We start from the raw sequence: 18241 nt of genomic DNA, 5'->3' as shown, positions 1-18241 counted from the left end.
ACCCTAAGGCGCCACCTTTGTCTGTGTGTAACATACATCCAAGATGCTGCGAGGTCAAAAGAAAAGACCGCCTCTCCGTGAAAGAAGAGGCGGCGCGGGTGGGTCCTAGTCGCCGGGCAGATCGTCGGTGAACGCCAGGGGCCAAGGCTTGAGATTTCCGTCCGGGTCGATCCAGATTCCCTGGATGGTACGGATCGATCCAGGGATCGTGTTGAAGTTGAAGCTGGTGGCACGGAGCAGGGCTTCCCTGGTACCCTGGCCGAAGTTGCCATCAACGTCGCTCATGCCGAGCTCGCGCTGGAGCGCTTTCACCGCGTTCGCCGTGGCCTCGTCAGTCATTCCGGTGATCGGGATGAGTGGCGCGTTGATCTTGCCGCCGATGATCAGGCCGTCCAAGAAGAACTGCAGCCCGACCACGTGCATGCCGGCGCTATGCTGGTTACCCTCGTTGGTCGAATTCATGTAGGGCGGGAAAAAAGCGTTTGGATCGTATGACACAGTCCCTCCTTCATTGCGTTTGTGAATGTCCAGTTTCCGACCCAGCACCTTAACGACAATACGCTGCACTGTCAAGAAAAAAGACCGCCTCTCAGATTGAGAAGCGGTCCACGGACGCTCTAGTACGGACGCATCAGCTTGCCACACTCTTCGCAGACCTTGACCTCACGCACGCCGCCTTCGAGTTTCTTCCTCTTCCAGCTCGTGTGACCATTACACTCGATGCAGCGGTCACGCCAGGTGGTTCTCGGAAGTTCGAAGTAGTTTGGAGGTTTGGGCGGTGGCGGAGGAATCGGGATGTAGACACTGCCCCCGGTCAGAGGGAAATACATCCGCGATTCAGGCGAGAAGTAGCCAACACGCCTACCCGTGCCTCCACGGTTGCATGGCAGGCTACCATCATGTGTTACAACGACCAAGGACATCTTGCCCTCCTTACTTTCGGCTAGATGTGGTGGAATCGCTTGTCCACTCTACTGCCCATTTTTTGGAGTGTCAAATAGGCTTTGAAATAAAAAATCGCCTTTTAGTGTAGTATATATACCGTATGCCAGACCCAGCCGAATTGAGCGATGAAGAGCTTGTTGTCCAGGTTCGCGAACGCGATCAAGAACTCTACCGTTTTGTAGTAGAGCGATATGAAGAGCGCTTGCGACGTTATGCGCTCACTCTGGTGAAAGATCCGGATAGGGCGGAGGACGTTTTGCAATCGGCTTTTATCAAGGCCTTTGTAAACTTACAAGGTTTCCAAGTGAAGAAAAAGTTTTCTAGCTGGATATATCGCATCGTGCATAATGAGGCCATGAATGAATTGAAAAAACACAAACGAGAAGTGTCGATTGATGAAACGCCGGAAGTGCATGTGGTGCCGGATACCAAAGAGAGCGCCCAGGAAAAATTTGAGCGCAAAGAAATTCGTCGCATGCTTGAGCGATGCCTCGATAAGTTGGATATTAAATATCGAGAGCCGCTCATCCTTTTCTACTTTCAAGATTTAGTATACGAAGAAATTCGCGACGTGCTCCACATTCCGATCGGGACAGTGGGGACGCGTATTAACCGGGGTAAAAAGTTACTCAAAACTTTGTATGAACGAGAAACCCAAGCCGTCACTGGCTGAACAAATTACACAGGAGATTAAGGAGCAAAAACTCCAGATGCGCCCGAAGGCCTATTTCATCATAGGTGGTATAGCGCTGAGCGTTGGATTATTGGCTAGTATGGCGCTGACGCTCTTCTTCTTCAGCGTGGTGCTCTATCGATTACGCGTGCACCAGCCTTTGAGCTACCTTGGTCACGGCGGTATTGGTCCATTTATCGAGAACGTGCCGTGGATCCCAATTTTCGTCGCAGTAGTTGGTATCACTCTAGGTATTTGGCTGATGCGCAAGTACGAGTTTTCTTACAAGCACACCTTTCTATGGGTAGCGGTTGGCATGGTCGGCGGCGTCACGCTCTTTGCTGTTTTACTTGATCAAGCTGGCGTGCCAGATTCAGCGCGTGGTATTCGCTTCCTAGAGCCGATAATGCATGAGCGTTACTCAGGCGATAGCTGGGTATCAGGAAAAATTGTCGAGGTAAGTGACCCTGGTTTTCTCCTGGTAGCGCCAAATGGAAATGACTTTGTTATCTACTATGCCAACGACACCTTGATTCGGCCTGATGTGCCAATTCGGGTTGGTGAGTGGGCACAGGTGTTAGGCGATCGGATTGACGCGAGCAGCTATAACGCTGATGAAATACTGCACGTGAGCTTACCTGGACGTCAGCCGCGAGTCTATCATTATTATCGCGAAAACGCGTACTAGAAAGAAAATCCCTCCCTGCATTGTAGTAATGACAGACACATTAAACCTGAGGAGGTGACTACAATGCAGCACAAAGTACTCTTTGCCACCGTAGCGGTTATGGGCATTATCGGCGCAACTGCGCTGGTAAGCAATATCGCTTCAGCTCATGGCCTCTTTGGCATGGGCAAGGGTGGGCAACAAGTTGACGACACCGCAGAGATCCTCGGTCTCGACGCAGATGCGCTTCGATCCGAGTTAGAGACAAAAGATCTCCGCGATATCGTGGAGGAGCAAGGTCTTACCCAAGAGGAATTTCACGCCAAGATGCTTGAGCAACTGCGAACGCGTCTCAGCGAGCAGGGCTTGAGTGAGGATGAAATTAACCAGCGGGTAAGCGAGACACAAACTCGTTATCAATCCATGTTGCAGACAAAAGCCGACATCCTCGGCATCAGTGTGGATGAGCTCCAAACAGAGCTGGAGAGCAAGAGCTTTCCTGAATTGCTCGACCAATATGGCATTAGCCATGTCGAGCTACACGAAAAAATGCGTGCCGCTCATCAAGCAGACGATAGTATGGGTCATGGCTTTGGACACCCCCGTGGCCGTGGACCAGCTAGCGAGCTATAGTTGAGTGTACGTTGAATATCCCCGTAGCCGTGACGCAGCCATCTGCGTTACGGTTGCGTTTGACGGGTGAGGTGTCGGTGAAAGATTAACGCGACCAGGGGTCCCCAGAGTGCGCCAAAGAGTAGCGCCAGTACGAGCTCTCCGAGAGGTACGTTCAATACGTGAATGCCCCAAAACGCTTCGGGGTTCCAAAGCTCCAGGACATCAGGGAAGAGGAGCGACCAGAGCTTTAGCAGCAAGAAATAGCCTAGGCCGCTTAATAATGCAGAGCCAAGCATGATATTCCGCAGGTCACGGCCAATCCAGATAACCAGCAAGACGCCTACAACTTCACCGAGTACTAATGCGTGCATAGCGCTCCAGTGGAAGAGGACGGGCGGCAAAAGAATTATCGTGATAATTCCCAGTGGGACAAAAACTCGTTCCGGCCACATATTTCGGCCATTGCTAATCGGTAGAAAATACTGTCGACTCATGGCTGGGTATATCGTGGCAGCAATTCCTCCAGCTAAGAAGAGAAATATCAACCGCTCGATATCAATTGGCGCCGAGGTAAAAGCAGGTGGATCATAGTAGTCAGGCTGCAAAAGCGTGGCGAGTACCACAAGCGGAATGCTCAATAGGCTGGATAGTAAGAGCATCGACCTAAGCCGGCCTTGGCTCAGGAGGAGAATCCATAGAATAAGGAGAAAGGCGTCAAACGCGGCAAATGCTTCCATAAGAAAAGTTGCTATGGAGTCAGTATGGCAAAAGCAGGTGCGTCTGCCTAGTCCCAGCTTGAATCAGCCCCTTTTGTGTGGTATTGTGCACTCGATTTTCACGAAAATGGCCGGTTTTCTCGGATGATTCTGTGGCGTAGGTCTGCTATGGACGATTAGCTCAGTTGGTTAGAGCGCACGATTCACATTCGTGAGGTCGGAGGTTCGACTCCTCCATCGTCCACCAGGAAATTTTTCTTCATTCGCTTTCTATTTTTTCAAAAACGGCCTTATGCCAAAAACAGAATATCGGTCTACAAAAAATTCCAAGGACGATAAATCATTACAACCAGTTGGAACTAGGAAAATGGCAGATATGGCTGGTCGTGAAGATAAGATAGTTCCGGGATTTGCCACTTCAGCCGGCTTATTTTTTGTCGAGCTGTTAAAAGTAGTGATTATCGCCTTGGCGATTATCGTACCGGTTCGCTATTTTCTCATGCAGCCTTTTTATGTGAAGGGCGCCTCGATGGAGCCGAATTTTCATGATAATGAATACCTTATTATTGATGAGTTGAGTTATCGCATCTCTGAGCCGCGACGTGGTGAAGTAGTGGTCTTTCATAATCCACGACAGGAGTCTGAATTCTATATTAAACGGATTATTGGATTGCCGAACGAAGAAGTAAAATTGCAACACGGCACAATTCAAATCATTAATAGTGAGCACCCGGATGGCATGACCCTTGATGAATCTATTTATTTGCCTGAGAGTATCTATACCAATGGCACCGAGGATGTCACCCTGAGTGATAATGAATACTTTGTGATGGGCGATAATCGACCATCAAGTTTGGATTCGCGTATATTTGGGCCTATTTCCGGAGACTCGATCGTTGGTCGAATCTGGGTTCGGGCTTGGCCTTTTGATAAACTTACCCATTTTTCTCGTAATGATACGGTAGTAGACACAGGAGCAAACCAATGAGCAAAGAAGTAAAAGATACAGCTGAACAAGCAGCCCCGAAGCGAAGCAATCAGCCAAAAACCCCAACGCTCGTTCGTGGTATGAAGGACATTCTGCCGAGTGAACAGGGTTATTGGCGTTTAGTTGAGGAAACAGTGCGTCAGGTGGCAATGGAATATCGTTATGAGCAGATTGAAACCCCGGTGCTGGAACCAGCAGCTTTGTTTAATCGTACTATCGGCAAAGAGACTGATGTATTGGAAAAGGAAATGTACACCTTCACTGACCGTAGCAACGAATCCCTAGCCTTACGGCCTGAGGGGACGGCTGGCGTGGCTCGGGCCTACCTTGAACATGGGATGTTAAATCAGCCGCAGCCGGTAAAAGTCTTTTATATTGAGTCATTTTTTCGACATGATAGGCCACAGGCTGGTCGTTATCGTCAGTTTTTTCAATTTGGCTTTGAGGCGATCGGCGATGCGCACCCTGTTGTTGACGCTCAGATAATTTCGATGACTTATGAGGTGTTTCGACGTTTGCAAGTGCCGGTGAACGTGCATATGAACAGCTTAGGTGATAAGGAAAGTCGGGCAGCGTATGAAAAAGCCTTATTGGACTACTATAAGTCCCACAAGAGTGAGCTATGTGAAGACTGTTTGCGTCGTATGCAAAAGAATCCCCTCCGCTTATTGGACTGCAAACAGACAGGATGCCGCACTCTAGCTGAAACAGCGCCACAAACCGTAGATCACTTGAATACAGAAAGCCGGGAGCACTTTGTGTCAGTGCTGGAATACCTTGATGAGTTAGAAATTCCGTATACGCTTGATCCACGAATTGTACGAGGATTGGATTACTACTCCAAAACAGCTTTTGAGTTCCTACCAGTTCTCTCAGAAGGGGATGATCGAGTGATTGAGCTCGGTGGTGGCGGTCGTTATGACGGTCTAATTGAACAAATTGGCGGACGAGCCACGCCAGCCGTGGGTGCGGCTTGCGGGATTGAGCGTCTGATTAATCGATTGCATGAACAAGGCGTTCAAGCGCAAGCATTGCCAGATGCCGATGTATTTTTGGCACAATTAGGTGACCCAGCCCGTAAACTTTCCATTAAACTTTTTGGCGAATTGTCAGCTCAGGGCGTCCGAGTGGCTGAGAGTTTAAGCAAAGACGGCATTAAACCTCAGTTAGAAGCAGCCAATCGCGTGAATGCAAAATATACACTGATTCTTGGCCAAAAAGAGATGATGGATGGAACAATTCTCATCCGTGATATGGAAAACGGCATTCAGGAAGTGGTAGATATGCAGAAAATTGTAAATGAAGTGGTGAAGCGCCTGCAACGAGGTAAGTCACAACAACTCCAAGCAGCTGATCCAGAGGTTGTAGCAAAAATGGAAGAGGAATCAGGCGTTTCAGAAGCGCAACAGAAGCTCGATTTATAAGCTTAGGAAGAAGATGAGCGATTGTATCTTCTGTAAGATCGTACAAGGCGAGCTACCAAGCGAGGCACTTTATCAAGATGATGAGCTCATGGTTATTCGTGATGTCTATCCAAAGGCGCGCATTCACATTCTCGCTATTCCCAAGACGCATATTGAGAGTCTCGCAACATTAGGTGATGGACAAGACGCCTTACTAGGGAAGCTTCTCGATGTATTACGCCGTACAGCTGCCAAAGAGGGAATTGCAGAGTCGGGTTATAAAGTTGTCATGAATGTGGGTCAGGATGGTGGCCAGTCAGTCCCTCATCTCCATATTCACCTACTTGGTGGGGAGCGGGTAGCCGGGATTACCTAGCTAAAGTCCCATCTAGGGCGGTATATTTCCATTTGACATAGGCCCATAGAAAGTGGTATATTTTTTTTACTTTAAAAGTTCGGTACGCGTGTTTGCGCGTAGGCCTGTCTATCGGACAGGGCATCTCAGTAAGGAGGTGAATTATCTCGGTGGTAGAAGTAAAGAAGAAAGACGGTGAGTCTACTGAAAGCTTGCTCAGACGCTTCACCAAACGAGTCCAACAAAGCGGCTTACTCATAAGAGCAAAAAAAGGAAGATATTACGAAGCGCCTCGCAGTAAGCGGGCAATTCGTGAGAGCGCAATTCGACGCAAAGAAATCAAGGATCGAAATGAGCTCCTTCGTAAAATGGGAAAGCTTCCTGAATTGGATCGACGGAAGCGCAAGGGCGGCCGACCAAGTGGACCGCGTTTACCCTCAGTAAGAACATAGCTGAATGGGACTCCAACAGACAATCGAAGAGGACTATAAAAAAGCATTTGTCTCTAGCGACAAGACCGCCGTGGCGGTTTTGCGCTATCTGAAATCAGTCATGAAAAATGAAGAAATTGACTTGAAAAAAGAGGTTTTGGATGATGAAGAAGTTTTGAAGGTCCTGAAACGCGAACAGAAACGGCGCAAAGAAGCTATGGATATGTATAGCAAAGCCGGCCGAACAGAGCTGGCAGAGCAAGAAAAGGCAGAATATGAGGCAATTGGGAAGTATTTACCAGCCCAAATGTCTGAAGCAGATATTACCAAGTTCGTCCAAGAAGCCATTATTGAGACAGGGGCTAGCTCCCTAGGGGATATGGGAAAGGTAATGGCAGCAGTTATGCCAAAAACGAAAGGTCAGGCTGATGGCGCGACCGTGCAAGCCATAGTGAAGTCGCAATTAAGCGGCTGAGCACTTCGCGTCGTTTCTTTCCATGCTTGTGAAACGACTATTACTCGGAATCATTACAGGGGTTATTTTTACTGGGGGTATCTTACTCGCCCTTAGTGTAGCTTTTCATCCTGCACCGGCGGCTGCACAGTCGACAGCTTTTACCATAGAAAACATCGGCAGCTCAATCGGTCTGGGTACGGCTGATCTCAAAGACGTTATCATAAATATCATCCGTTGGGCTCTCGGTATTATGGCCCTGGTAGCGGTAGTTTTTGTTATCTACGGTGGGTATATTTGGATGACGGCTGGTGGAAATGCCGACAAGGTTGATAAAGCAAAACAGATTATCATCAGCGCGGCAGTTGGTCTCGTTATTATTCTCATTTCCTGGGCCATTGTTACCTTTGTCATCAACACGGTAAGTAATGTCACCAATGGCGACACCTATTCGTGTGATCCGGGTTTACCATGCGGAGTTTGTCTGCTTTGTGATGCGTCTGGGACGCAGTGTAATGTACCTGACCCATCACCCCTTTGTATGCTGCCAAGTAGTCAATTTACCGTGAATGAAATTTTAACTGCGCATGATGGGCCGGACAATTCTCAAAACGTGAATCGTTGCAGTCGAGTGATGCCGCGTTTCAATTTAAATGTTGATTCGGCAACGGTGGAGGCGGCAGTGAATGACGCGACCAATCCATTGAAGCTTGAACATGCCGGTGGGGGAGCTGAGGTGTCTGGTATCTTCACTTCATCAGATAAGAGCCTCACCTTTAAGCATCCAGATGAGCTTTTTGACTCATTTGCTGATTACACGTTATTCATTCCAAAAACCTTAGAGAGCACTGGCGGTTTGAGCTTAACGAACTGTACCGCTGACGGTGGCTGTGTTGATGCGGGTGATCATTATCGCTGGAATTTCACTACCAATGATGTAGTTGATGAGACGGTGCCTAGCGTTAGTTCAGCTTACCCGGTGATCAGTGCTGAGCCAGGATATCCAGATCGAAACGTACCACGCGATCCTTTACTCTCGATTTGGTTTAGTGAGGCAATTGATATTAGCTCCTTGGCTGATGTTGATAGTCATCCTATTCCAGGCATTTTTGATCTCCAGCAGCTTGATGGAGAGGGTGGCGCAGTGATTGGAACAGTCTCCAGTGACTCCCTTGTTGTTAGCTCAGGTGGAGATAATCGGGTAGATATTCGATTCACTGACGGCGCCATGTTGGAGTCTTTCACTTGGTATCGCATCACGGTACAAAACGTAGAAGATCTGTGTGGAAACGGCTTACAACCGCCCGAAGTGTGGGAATTCCAAACCAATGATTTGACGGCTGGTATTGCTGCCTATGACCCACAGGGCGGAAATGTTTGCCCAAGCACAAATATTACTACAGTCTTCACCCTATCGATGTGGGATTACTCAGTAACTATCGAGATTGATAATCCTGCCACACCGGGTGTAGATATGAGTGCAACCATGCCGGCTCCCTCCTCAATGCCAGGGCCAGATTACGAAGTGGCTGGCTTGGGCGGCGTCTTCCGCATCATTGATCCAAATCCAGGCTCGCCAAATGCCGGTTTCAAGGTATACCAATTTGATCCGAATAATGACCTGAGTCAGAATTCTGACTTCAATGTCCGCATCACCACTGATCGAGAAATCGATGGCGATGGAAATACTCTGGCAGGTAATTGGAATTTCAGTGTCACTGATGCAGAAAATTGTACCTGTGTGCCTTTTGTAGCAGCCATAAATCCAAACAACGGTCCACCTGGGCAATGCGTGACTATTTATGGAAGTTGTTTCACTGGCACTGATACGCATAGTGCTCAGCCGCGTGATCCTGACTTTGATACTGACCCGGCTTTTCCGCCGCCGACCAATACTTCGCCGCGCCTCAATGACCCAGCTGCACCAAACTACATTGTCACGACGATTCCTGAGGATTACAGCAATGGTAATTCGGTGTACACACAGGTAACCATTGATTACGACGACGGGGCCTATGGTACGCAGGAATCAAATACGAATATCGCTTTTTCAGTAAACTCTGATACGGCCGCTCAGGGTCCTTGCCTTGCTTCGATGAGTCCAAGCAGCGGATATCGAGGTCAGACTGTTGAGGCACGCGGTGTCCGCTTTGGTTCAGCTACCGGCGGGGTAACTTATTACAACGGACAGCCCGCTACGATTTCCAGCTGGTCTGATACGTCAGCCATGTCACAAGTGCCGAGCGGTGCAGCGAGTAACACCCACCCAGTCTATGTGACTGACGCGAGTGATAATGATTCAAACCCAGTCCCGTTTACGGTACAGGATTATCCACCGAATCAAATTTTTGTTACCGACCCTTGGCCTACTTGCCAGGCAGTTTGTCCGAACGTGGTGCTGCACAATACTTTTGGCCCTTCGAGCATCGATATTAATGCGAGCACTTTGACTACCAGCACTATACTTTTGCGTAAGTGCTCAGATGCCAGTTGTACCAGCTTTACTGGCAATGTCGGCGTGGAGGGGATTACCTATGATGCAGCCACCGATCGCCTGGAGTTTGATCCAGTTGGTTCACTGCAGATTAGTCAGTGGTATGCTGCACTCTTAATTGGCGGCCCCGGTGGAGTATTAGGATCAAGTGGAGAGGAAATCGGGAATACCAATACGACCTACCTTGGCTCTCCAGCTTATCAGTGGACTTTCAGAACAAAAGATGACCCAAGCTCTTGCGCGGTTGACCACGTTACCGTGACGCCTCCTAGCCAGCTCATCACTGTTGAGGATGGTGAACGAAATTTCTATGGCAAAGCCTATGCTTCCCCTGATCAATGTGATGCTGGAGGCCAGCAGATTGATACTGATGGGACGCCTTGGACCTGGACAGTTAGTCCAAGCGGTGACGCTGACTTTGCCACAGACTCTGATACTAGTGACGATGTAGCTACGGTACATGCCGTACAAGAAACAACACTTCCACCTGCTCCTGACTACGCTACTGTGCGGGGTTCATGGAGCGGTAAATATGATACTTCCGATCTCACCATTGATTTCCTCTGGTGTGACGAAACAACTGACTGTACGCAGGGCGGCCTCTGTGGAGGAAGCACCTGTAACAATGCAGAACATCGCTGTACTCCAGTTATCACTGGTTATAGCCCAAACGGTGGAGATATTGGCACTTGGTTAACCATCAATGGTTGTTATTTCGGATCCTATGTGGCAGGTACCTGCTCTGGTGGTGATAATGACGGTGCTAGCTGTACCACTACCTACAATGATTGTCCGGGTGGTACTTGCGTTGGCAATAGTCAGGTACGCTACTCAAGCGATAAAGAAGGCCTGTGGGCTAATAGTGATATTTGTCCAAATCCTCCTGCGCTGTGGCGGAACAACGTGATTGTGGCGAGCGAGGTGCCAAATCGAAACACACCAGCTGGTGATGATGCAGTTGATGGTCCGATCACCGTTGTGCGTGGCTTAGACGGGGTAAGTGATAGCACTAATGACGCCGCGACGGGCGAGCCCATACTTCCTGACTTTGATGTAAACAGCAATATCCTACCTGGCATTTGTGCCTTGCAACCAAACAGCGGCCAAGAGGCACAGCCGGTAAAAATTATTGGTCAAAATTTTGGCACACAAGAAGCAAGCGATGCCGTCCGTTTCTCAGGTATTGATGTGAGTGTCTTTAATGGCTGGGTGGATGCGTTAATCGACGTGTTAGTGCCGCTTGGCCTGCCTACTGGTACAGTGAATACTGTGGTGCATAAGGCTGCCGGGGACAGCAATGCTTTCCCTTTCACCATTACCGCACCAAGTTGTCAGGTTTGTGTGGCTGATAGTGATTGTTCAGTAGGGAATGGCTGTGCAAATTCCGGCTGCTGTGCGCCGCAACCAAGTGTGAGCAGCACCCGACCAAATCCAGGCGATACTGACGTGTGTCGCAATACCAGCATCGAAGCCAATTTTGCCCAGGCTATGGACGTCAGCACGATGACCACAGATACGGTGATTGTGACCGTAGATGGAGGCCTTAGTGAAGGTGAGGCATGTTCGGAGGGTACTGAGTGTGCTTCAGGTGTTTGTACAACAGGCGGATGCGTAGGCAATAGCGTCCCCATTACCTTTACGGCAAAGAGTGCCACGCAGCTGCGGGTGAACCCTGGTCTGCTCTTAAAGAACACTGCGTATCGTACGGAATTGAACGGCTTGCGAGGTGCAGACGGCGTACTCATGCCAAATTACTCCTGGGTCTTTACTAGCGTGGATAGTGACAGCGTGTGCGCATTAACCGGCGTGGATATCACTCCAGCGCTTTGGAATGCTGATACCGAGGGACAGGAGCAGCTCTTTACTGCTACTCCACGCAGTGATTCAGGGCCGATAAATGAGATTCCAGGCGTCTATGAATGGGATTGGTCCTGGGATATTGATACTACGACGGTAGCGACCTTAACTGATCCTCAGGAGCTGCCGGATGGAAGTGCGACGAATGTAGCAAAGACCGGTGCAGAAAATGGCCAAGCCGTTATTTCCGCCACCGCCTCTGTTAGCACTGATGGCACTGAGAAACGCGGCTCGGCCTTAGTGGATTATTTCCGATGTGCAGATGCATGGAATTTTGATGATAGTGCGGGAAATTGTAGTCTGGGCGGAGGGTGTGAGGACTATCATTTCCACCTAGGGTATTGTCGTGATAATGACAGTACGTTGCCGAATTTTGACTTGCAGGTTATCAAAGGACAGACCGGAGACGTACAGAAGCAGTATTTGTTTAAAGAAGCAGATTCGAATGCTATTGATGCCATTGGCGTGCGGGTATATCAAAACTCCGAAGGTTTGTCACCGCTAGAATGGTACCGTCGTCAGTTCCCATTTGCTACGAGCACTCCATCATCGACTACTATAGATGGTTATCAGGCCTTACGAGATGGGCGGACTGTCTACTTAGCTGGCACCAACTTATTTGACGCGATTCCTTCATTGGTACCGCACATTTTTGTGCTTTCTTATAACGATGGAGCAAACGATGCCACTCGCAATATTTTTCAGCAAATGTTGAATCGTATTAAAATGAATACCAATGGAAGTATTGGCCCGGAGAATAAGGCAAAAATTATTCGAGACACCAAGCGCCTGGCAGATCTGCAGGATACCAGCATTGGTTTAGAAAAGTACTTCACCAGTAATGGCCATTATCCATCCCTTGAAGCTGGTAGCTTCCTCCTCGGCATGAGTACTTCTAAGTGGCCTTCTTGGCAAAGCACTTTGGGTAATGCACTTGGCCGTAGTATGAGTGTTGATCCACTCAACCAATTTGGATCCTGTCCGGCTGGCTACGAGCAAACAACCTGCTGGAATGAGCCTACCAAGACCTTCTACTGCGACCCTAACGGTTCAAATATTTACGCCTACATCTCCAGTCGAGTATGCGAGGGAAGTGGTGTTGCCTGTCGATCTAATGCTGACTGCGGCGGATCTGGCGTGTGTAAAGAGGCAAATAATTACTCCCTGTATGCTGAAATGGAGTATGACGGACCAGGGAAGTGGACCGGAGCTCCACTGGGCGACCCTTGCAGTTTTGATACGCTAGGAAATTCCAGCTGCTCATGCTTTAATTATCAGAGACCATAAGTTATGCCCCAAGAAGCGCCTGAACAACAAATGAGTTCATCTCAGCCATCTCGAGCATTGTCAAAAGGGCTGATTCTTCGTATACTCATAGTCAGTCTTGCTCTTCTTATCATCGTCCTCCTCGCTCTTCGCTACTGGCCAAAACAGAGCACTACAGAAAACGGCGTAAACAATAGCACCACGAATAGCAGTGCAAATACAAATGCTCTGTCATTACGTTCTGGAGCAGATCAAAATCCTGATGAGACTGACACTGATGGGGATGGACTTACTGATGCCGAAGAGGCTGAGCTGGGCACAGACCCAACTCGAGTGGACACTGATTCTGATTTCTTATTCGATCGAGAAGAAGTCGAGGTATATCAGACAGATCCGCTGGTCGCCGATACAGACCGTGACGGATTTCTCGATGGTGAAGAAGTAAAAGACCGTTTTAATCCAAATGGACCTGGTTCGTTGCTCGACTTTCAAAACTCGCGCGCGAATCTCAACGTCAATCAATAACGCTTGTCATGTTCGGTAGAGATCACTCCAAAGATCAACAGCCAAAAAATACACCGGGGGTAAATACAAACGAGAACCCCAAGGTGCACTTCGATGATATCCACGTAATGCCGGATCGTTTTTTGGACCCAGAAGCGAAAAAAGGCCGACCAGGCAAGCCAAACCGCATGCTTTGGATTGTCATTATGGTTACTTTACTGCTCGGCGGAGGCGCTGCGGCGGCAGTTTATTTCCTTGTACAGTCTCCGGCTGACGACAATGCTAATACCGTAAACGCGGCTAATTTCCAGCTTAATCTCAATACCAGCAACACAAACACCTCAGCAAATAGTAATGCTTCGCAGAATACCAATAACGCGAACGTGACGAATGGGAATGAGAATGGAAATACGAATACTGTGTCTAATCAAAATACCAACACGGTAAGTAATCAGAACACGAATAGTGTGGTAACGAATCAAAATACCAATACGTCCACCAACACGAACAGCGCGAATACAAATACGACGACAAATACGAATACCACGGGCACTCGAACTGAACCTTTGCCATCAACCCTAGATAGCGATGATGATGGTTTAACCGATGTGGAAGAGCAGCTCTATGGCACCGAAGCCACACAACCTGATACTGATGGAGATGGCTTCATTGACGGAAAGCGCGTCAACAGCGCCTCAGAAATCGTTGGTGAGGTCTATCTCGGCTACAATCCACGCGGAATCGGTCGTTTAGATACCACAGGCTTAGTGCGAAGCTTTACCAACACCAGCTTTAACTACACTATGCTCTATCCAACCCAATGGGTTGCTTCGGCTACTGATCAAAATAGCCGTACTGTGCAGTTTTTGCCTACGAATCCAACTGGTGAGACTATCCAGGTTATTGTTGAGGATAACCCAACAAAGCTAAGCGCCCGAAATTACTATCTTTCCCTAAATACAGGCGTGAGCTCCAGTGATTTGGAGGATGTGGTGGTGAATGGTCTAGAAGGCGTAAAGAGCCCGACTGGTGAGGATGTGTACTTAGGAAAAGCTGATAAGATTTACGTGATTCATTACGCGGTAAGCCAACTGACAGCACTCAATTTCCAGACGACTTTTGATATGATGTATCAGAGCTTCCGCTTGACGAGCTCTTCGTCCTAGCTGATGCGTATTACTGTTGTTAATCAGACCCCCGCGCACCTTTCAACCACTTGGATTCGCCAAGTAATCCAAGCAGCTGCTAAGCTAACTGAAACCAAAGATTCGGAACACTCTGTTGTAGTTACCTTCCTCCCTGATCAAGAAGTACGGCGCCTCAATAAGCGCTACCGGAAAATTGATCGCGTGACGGATGTGCTCTCTTTCACGTATACTATGGAGGGTGACCAGGATGCTTCCTCAGATGATTTCCCTTTTGGCGAGCTGATTATTGCGCCTGATCAAATGCAACGTCAGGCAGATCGACGGAAACGACCGGTTAAAGAGGAGTTACGCGATCTGCTTATCCATGGTTATCTGCATTTGCTCGGACACGATCATCACAAAGTAGGGGAGCGACGCATAATGCGCGCTTGGGAGGATAAAGTGAAAGACTATCTCACAAAAGCACGGTCATGAGCTTTCTCAGTTTCTCTCTTTTGCGCAAAAGTTTCCGCTACGCAATCAGAGGTTTGCGAACCACTTGGCAGCAGGAACAAAATTTCCGAGTGCTGACCGGCGCAGTGGCTATCGTCATTCTCTTCATCATTATTTTCCCTTTGCAGACTTGGGAAATAATTACGTTGCTCTTAATATGTGCGCTTATCCTGATTCTCGAGTTACTGAATAGCGCATTTGAAAAGTTAACTGATATTGTTGAGCCCCGCATCCATACCTATGTCCAAATGATTAAGGACATTATGGCTGGAGCAGTCCTGATTGCTTCTTTCGTAGGATTGCTCATCGTGGCGCTCATTGTTCTCCCTCACGTCATTTCTTTATTTAACACCTAGTTTAAGGAATAGCAGGTATGGCAAAAGATGTGGTATTTACAGGCCTGGATATCGGATCACACATGATCCGGGTTGTGGTTGGCCAACGAAATCCGGCTGATCATTCATTACAAATACTGGGCGCTGCTGAAAGCCCGTCCGAAGGTATTAGCAAAGGTTCGATCACCAGTATCGAAGATGCGGTTACCTCAATTTCCACTGCCTTAGAGCGAGCAGAACGTATGTCCGGCTTGCCAATCGAGCAAGCTATCGTGGGCATGACAGGTACGCACATCACCTCCCAGGATAGTCATGGTGTGGTGGCTGTGGCAAAAGCTGATGGAGAAATAAAAGATGATGATGTGGAGCGAGTTGTTGACGCAGCGCAGGCTGTTGCCACTCCGCCGAATTATGAAACTCTCCACGTTATTCCTCGTTTGTTTACTGTAGATAATCAAGAGGGAGTGAAGGATCCGGTCGGTATGACTGGCCTGCGCTTAGAAGTAGACGTGCAGATTATTCAGGGTCTCTCCTCTCAAATTAAGAACCTCACCAAATGTGTGTATCGCACGGGTATTCATGTTGATGACTTGGTGCTCGGGATTCTCGCCTGTGCTGAAGCGACGCTATCAAAGCGTCAGCGGGAATTAGGTGTGGCTTTAGTGAATATTGGTGCTAGTACCACCTCCTTAGTTGTTTTTGAGGAAGGCGACGTCCTGCATACCAAGGTATTACCGGTTGGTGGAAATCATCTGACCAATGACATTGCGATTGGCTTACGCACCTCTATCGATGTCGCAGAGAAGATTAAACTCGAACATGGCAGCGCGATCCCTGATGAAGTGCAGAAGCGCGAAGAGATAACTCTGAGCGATTACGAGGGAGGCGATAATGCTACGGTTTCACGACGACACGTCGCCGAAATTCTGGAAGCTCGCACTGAGGAAATTTTTTCCATGGTTGATAAAGAGTTACAGTCAATTGACCGCTCTGGTCGCTTGCCAGCCGGGATCGTCTTAACTGGCGGTGGAGCAAAACTGCCAGGACTAGTGGATGTTGCTAAAAAACAATTTCGTTTGCCTGCCAGCGTTGGTATGCCAACAAATGTGGTTACGGCCATAGATAAGGTGCAAGAGCCCACTTATACCACGGCAATTGGCTTATTAGCCTGGGGAGCTGGTCTTGATACTGGCCCTCGACTTTCCTTGAATAAGCTTCATTCAGTCCGAGATGCTACTGGAAAAGTGAAGGATTGGCTGAAGTCATTTTTACCCTAGATTTTTCCCTAACGCTTAGATTGACAGAAGACCGCTTTGGTCGCTACACTATCAGCACGAAGGATTAGCTTCAATTGTTCGCATCATGCCTAAACAATCACCAACAGAAGTAAAGCCGCCAGTTGAAACATTCGCGAAAATAAAGGTCATCGGAGTCGGGGGATCCGGTGGATCAGCAGTCAACCGCATGATCGATGCGCATATTCGTGGCATCGAGTTTATTGCCGTAAATACTGACGCGCAAGCCCTTCACCATAATTCAGCTTCAACTAAGGTGCATATTGGTAAAGCCACCACTCGTGGTTTAGGCGCTGGTATGGATCCCGATGTGGGCCGCAAAGCCGCTGAAGAGAGTCAGGATGAAATTCACGACCTCTTAAAAGGCTCTGATATGGTTTTCATCACCTGTGGTTTGGGCGGAGGCACTGGTACTGGTGCTGCCCCAGTGATTGCTGAAATCGCCAAGGACGTTGGCGCTTTAACAGTAGCTGTTGTTACGAAGCCATTTAGTTTTGAAGGTGCGCAGCGTAATTCAATTGCCGAGAGCGGACACAGCGAATTAGCTGATCGAGTAGACACCATCATTACTATTCCTAATGATCGACTCTTACAAATTATTGATAAGAAAACTTCCTTACTGGAATCTTTCGCAATCGTTGATGATGTGTTGCGTCAGGGCGTGCAGGGTATCGCTGAATTGATTACCGTTCCAGGTCTTATCAACGTCGACTTTGCTGACGTGAAGGCGATTATGCAAAATGCTGGTACCGCACTGATGGGTATTGGTCGCTCCACTGGCGAAAATCGTGCTACTGAAGCAGCTAAGGCGGCCATTGATTCTCCTTTGCTCGAGCTTTCTATCGATGGCGCACATGGCATCCTCTTCACCATCTCTGGTGGCGAGAAGTTATCCATGTACGAAGTCAATGAGGCGGCTAAAGTTATTACCAGTTCTGCTGATGCAAACGCTAAGGTTATCTTTGGCTCTGTGATTGATCAATCACTTGGTGATGAAATTAAGATTACGGTTATCGCGACTGGCTTTGGTAAGGATGGGAAGCGCCCAGTGATGAAAAAGATGCCTACTATCTCGCCAATTGCCCAAGACGAGCCAAAGCACAGCACCTCGTTTATGGATGATGAGCCGGAAATGGACTTCAAGCGCGAGGAGCCAGCCCCAAAACCGAAGCGTATTACTCCAGAGGTATCGCGACCAGTCAGTGATAGCGGTACAGAGAAAACAAAAGAGGAAGAGGAGCTGGAAATCCCAGCCTTCATCCGAAAGAAAATGCTCTAGGACATCTTGATAGAGTAGGGGGACGTCACGCTCAGCGTGGCGAGGTGCTTTGCGCCGTTCCAATCCCCTTAACTCACAAATTCCTAGTGTTTTGTGGGTTGACAAGACTATATCTTGTAGTAAAATTACACCTAGCACTACTAGATATTGTAGCAACGGGGGCAACACGGGCACCAGCCAGCACAAGTACGCGATATGGCAGTGGCCTGTTTTCGTCTCAAGAAAGCCTCCAAAAAACCTTACAACTTATTGCTCTACGCACCGTCCTTTCTTCAGGATGGTGTATCAAGTCGACAGGCTAATCCCTGTCGATGCATTATCTGA

The 18241-nt window shown here is 48.5% G+C and carries 17 protein-coding genes and 1 tRNA gene; 16 read left to right on the top strand and 2 right to left on the bottom strand.

What is annotated here, in order from left to right:
• Positions 1-105: 105 nt before the first annotated feature.
• On the bottom strand, positions 106-498 hold the full coding sequence (locus tag H6760_03830) for a peptidoglycan-binding protein (protein ID USN53275.1): 393 nt from the start codon (positions 496-498) through the stop codon (positions 106-108).
• Positions 499-1045: 547 nt separating this feature from the next.
• Here H6760_03830 and H6760_03825 point away from each other — a divergent pair.
• The 3 genes from H6760_03825 (at position 1046) to H6760_03815 (ending at position 2918) form a co-directional block, all read left to right on the top strand.
• Entirely contained in the window at positions 1046-1618 is a 573-nt protein-coding gene (locus H6760_03825; protein USN53274.1) for an RNA polymerase sigma factor, read from the top strand.
• A complete protein-coding gene (locus H6760_03820; protein USN53273.1) occupies positions 1587-2306 on the top strand; it encodes a hypothetical protein in 720 nt (239 codons plus the stop codon). Before H6760_03825 ends, H6760_03820 begins: the two co-directional genes overlap by 32 nt.
• 63 nt (positions 2307-2369) lie before the next feature.
• On the top strand, positions 2370-2918 hold the full coding sequence (locus H6760_03815) for a hypothetical protein (protein ID USN53272.1): 549 nt from the start codon (positions 2370-2372) through the stop codon (positions 2916-2918).
• 47 nt (positions 2919-2965) lie between these two features.
• Here the strand turns inward: H6760_03815 and H6760_03810 are convergent, their stop codons facing one another.
• Positions 2966-3538, bottom strand: a complete 573-nt coding sequence (locus tag H6760_03810; GenBank protein ID USN53271.1) for a hypothetical protein — start codon at positions 3536-3538, stop codon at positions 2966-2968.
• 248 nt (positions 3539-3786) lie between these two features.
• Between H6760_03810 and H6760_03805 the strand changes: the two genes are divergently transcribed.
• From H6760_03805 to ftsZ, 13 genes are all read left to right on the top strand, one after another.
• Positions 3787-3863, top strand: a tRNA-Val gene (locus H6760_03805).
• Between the two features lie 129 nt (positions 3864-3992).
• The gene (gene lepB, locus H6760_03800) at positions 3993-4604 is read left to right on the top strand and encodes a signal peptidase I (protein ID USN53270.1); all 612 of its coding nucleotides are present in this window, start codon (positions 3993-3995) and stop codon (positions 4602-4604) included.
• On the top strand, positions 4601-6028 hold the full coding sequence (locus tag H6760_03795) for a histidine--tRNA ligase (protein ID USN53269.1): 1428 nt from the start codon (positions 4601-4603) through the stop codon (positions 6026-6028). Before lepB ends, H6760_03795 begins: the two co-directional genes overlap by 4 nt.
• 13 nt (positions 6029-6041) lie before the next feature.
• On the top strand, positions 6042-6383 hold the full coding sequence (locus H6760_03790) for a histidine triad nucleotide-binding protein (GenBank protein USN53268.1): 342 nt from the start codon (positions 6042-6044) through the stop codon (positions 6381-6383).
• 149 nt (positions 6384-6532) lie between these two features.
• Positions 6533-6814: a 30S ribosomal protein S21 gene (gene rpsU, locus H6760_03785; GenBank protein USN53267.1), complete on the top strand. Its 282-nt coding sequence runs from the start codon at positions 6533-6535 to the stop codon at positions 6812-6814.
• Positions 6815-6818: 4 nt separating this feature from the next.
• The gene (locus H6760_03780; GenBank protein ID USN53266.1) at positions 6819-7268 is read left to right on the top strand and encodes a GatB/YqeY domain-containing protein; all 450 of its coding nucleotides are present in this window, start codon (positions 6819-6821) and stop codon (positions 7266-7268) included.
• Between the two features lie 22 nt (positions 7269-7290).
• Positions 7291-12885, top strand: coding sequence for an Ig-like domain-containing protein (locus tag H6760_03775; protein ID USN53265.1), 5595 nt, complete (start codon positions 7291-7293; stop codon positions 12883-12885).
• Between the two features lie 3 nt (positions 12886-12888).
• On the top strand, positions 12889-13389 hold the full coding sequence (locus tag H6760_03770; GenBank protein ID USN53264.1) for a hypothetical protein: 501 nt from the start codon (positions 12889-12891) through the stop codon (positions 13387-13389).
• Positions 13390-13496: 107 nt separating this feature from the next.
• Positions 13497-14534, top strand: a complete 1038-nt coding sequence (locus H6760_03765) for a hypothetical protein (GenBank protein USN53263.1) — start codon at positions 13497-13499, stop codon at positions 14532-14534.
• 3 nt (positions 14535-14537) lie between these two features.
• Positions 14538-14990 (top strand): rRNA maturation RNase YbeY, encoded by a 453-nt coding sequence (gene ybeY / locus H6760_03760; GenBank protein ID USN53262.1) that lies wholly within the window; start codon positions 14538-14540, stop codon positions 14988-14990.
• On the top strand, positions 14987-15364 hold the full coding sequence (locus tag H6760_03755) for a diacylglycerol kinase (GenBank protein USN53261.1): 378 nt from the start codon (positions 14987-14989) through the stop codon (positions 15362-15364). The genes ybeY and H6760_03755 overlap by 4 nt, the downstream gene beginning before the upstream one ends.
• A 17-nt stretch (positions 15365-15381) precedes the next feature.
• Positions 15382-16620 carry a cell division protein FtsA gene (gene ftsA, locus H6760_03750; protein ID USN53260.1) on the top strand — a complete coding sequence of 413 codons (1239 nt, stop codon included), beginning with the start codon at positions 15382-15384 and terminating at the stop codon, positions 16618-16620.
• An 85-nt stretch (positions 16621-16705) separates the two neighbouring features.
• Complete coding sequence (gene ftsZ / locus H6760_03745; GenBank protein USN53259.1) at positions 16706-17917, top strand: cell division protein FtsZ; 1212 nt, start codon at positions 16706-16708, stop codon at positions 17915-17917.
• Positions 17918-18241 lie beyond the last annotated feature (324 nt).

It is taken from the genome of Candidatus Nomurabacteria bacterium (assembly GCA_023898465.1).
GTDB lineage: Bacteria > Patescibacteriota > Patescibacteriia > HK-STAS-PATE-3 > HK-STAS-PATE-3 > HK-STAS-PATE-3.
Note: the sequence above shows the minus strand (reverse complement) of the source record. Positions and strands in the feature narration are given on the sequence as shown.

Bases quoted from the DNA above. Each gene is read 5' to 3' on its own strand.
- H6760_03825 (USN53274.1), top strand. From the start codon at position 1,046: ATGCCAGACCCAGCCGAATTGAGCGATGAAGAGCTTGTTGTCCAGGTT.
- H6760_03820 (USN53273.1), top strand. From the start codon at position 1,587: ATGAACGAGAAACCCAAGCCGTCACTGGCTGAACAAATTACACAGGAG.
- H6760_03815 (USN53272.1), top strand. From the start codon at position 2,370: ATGCAGCACAAAGTACTCTTTGCCACCGTAGCGGTTATGGGCATTATC.
- lepB (USN53270.1), top strand. From the start codon at position 3,993: ATGGCTGGTCGTGAAGATAAGATAGTTCCGGGATTTGCCACTTCAGCC.
- H6760_03795 (USN53269.1), top strand. From the start codon at position 4,601: ATGAGCAAAGAAGTAAAAGATACAGCTGAACAAGCAGCCCCGAAGCGA.
- H6760_03790 (USN53268.1), top strand. From the start codon at position 6,042: ATGAGCGATTGTATCTTCTGTAAGATCGTACAAGGCGAGCTACCAAGC.
- H6760_03780 (USN53266.1), top strand. From the start codon at position 6,819: ATGGGACTCCAACAGACAATCGAAGAGGACTATAAAAAAGCATTTGTC.
- H6760_03775 (USN53265.1), top strand. From the start codon at position 7,291: ATGCTTGTGAAACGACTATTACTCGGAATCATTACAGGGGTTATTTTT.
- H6760_03770 (USN53264.1), top strand. From the start codon at position 12,889: ATGCCCCAAGAAGCGCCTGAACAACAAATGAGTTCATCTCAGCCATCT.
- H6760_03765 (USN53263.1), top strand. From the start codon at position 13,497: ATGCCGGATCGTTTTTTGGACCCAGAAGCGAAAAAAGGCCGACCAGGC.
- ybeY (USN53262.1), top strand. From the start codon at position 14,538: ATGCGTATTACTGTTGTTAATCAGACCCCCGCGCACCTTTCAACCACT.
- H6760_03755 (USN53261.1), top strand. From the start codon at position 14,987: ATGAGCTTTCTCAGTTTCTCTCTTTTGCGCAAAAGTTTCCGCTACGCA.
- ftsA (USN53260.1), top strand. From the start codon at position 15,382: ATGGCAAAAGATGTGGTATTTACAGGCCTGGATATCGGATCACACATG.
- ftsZ (USN53259.1), top strand. From the start codon at position 16,706: ATGCCTAAACAATCACCAACAGAAGTAAAGCCGCCAGTTGAAACATTC.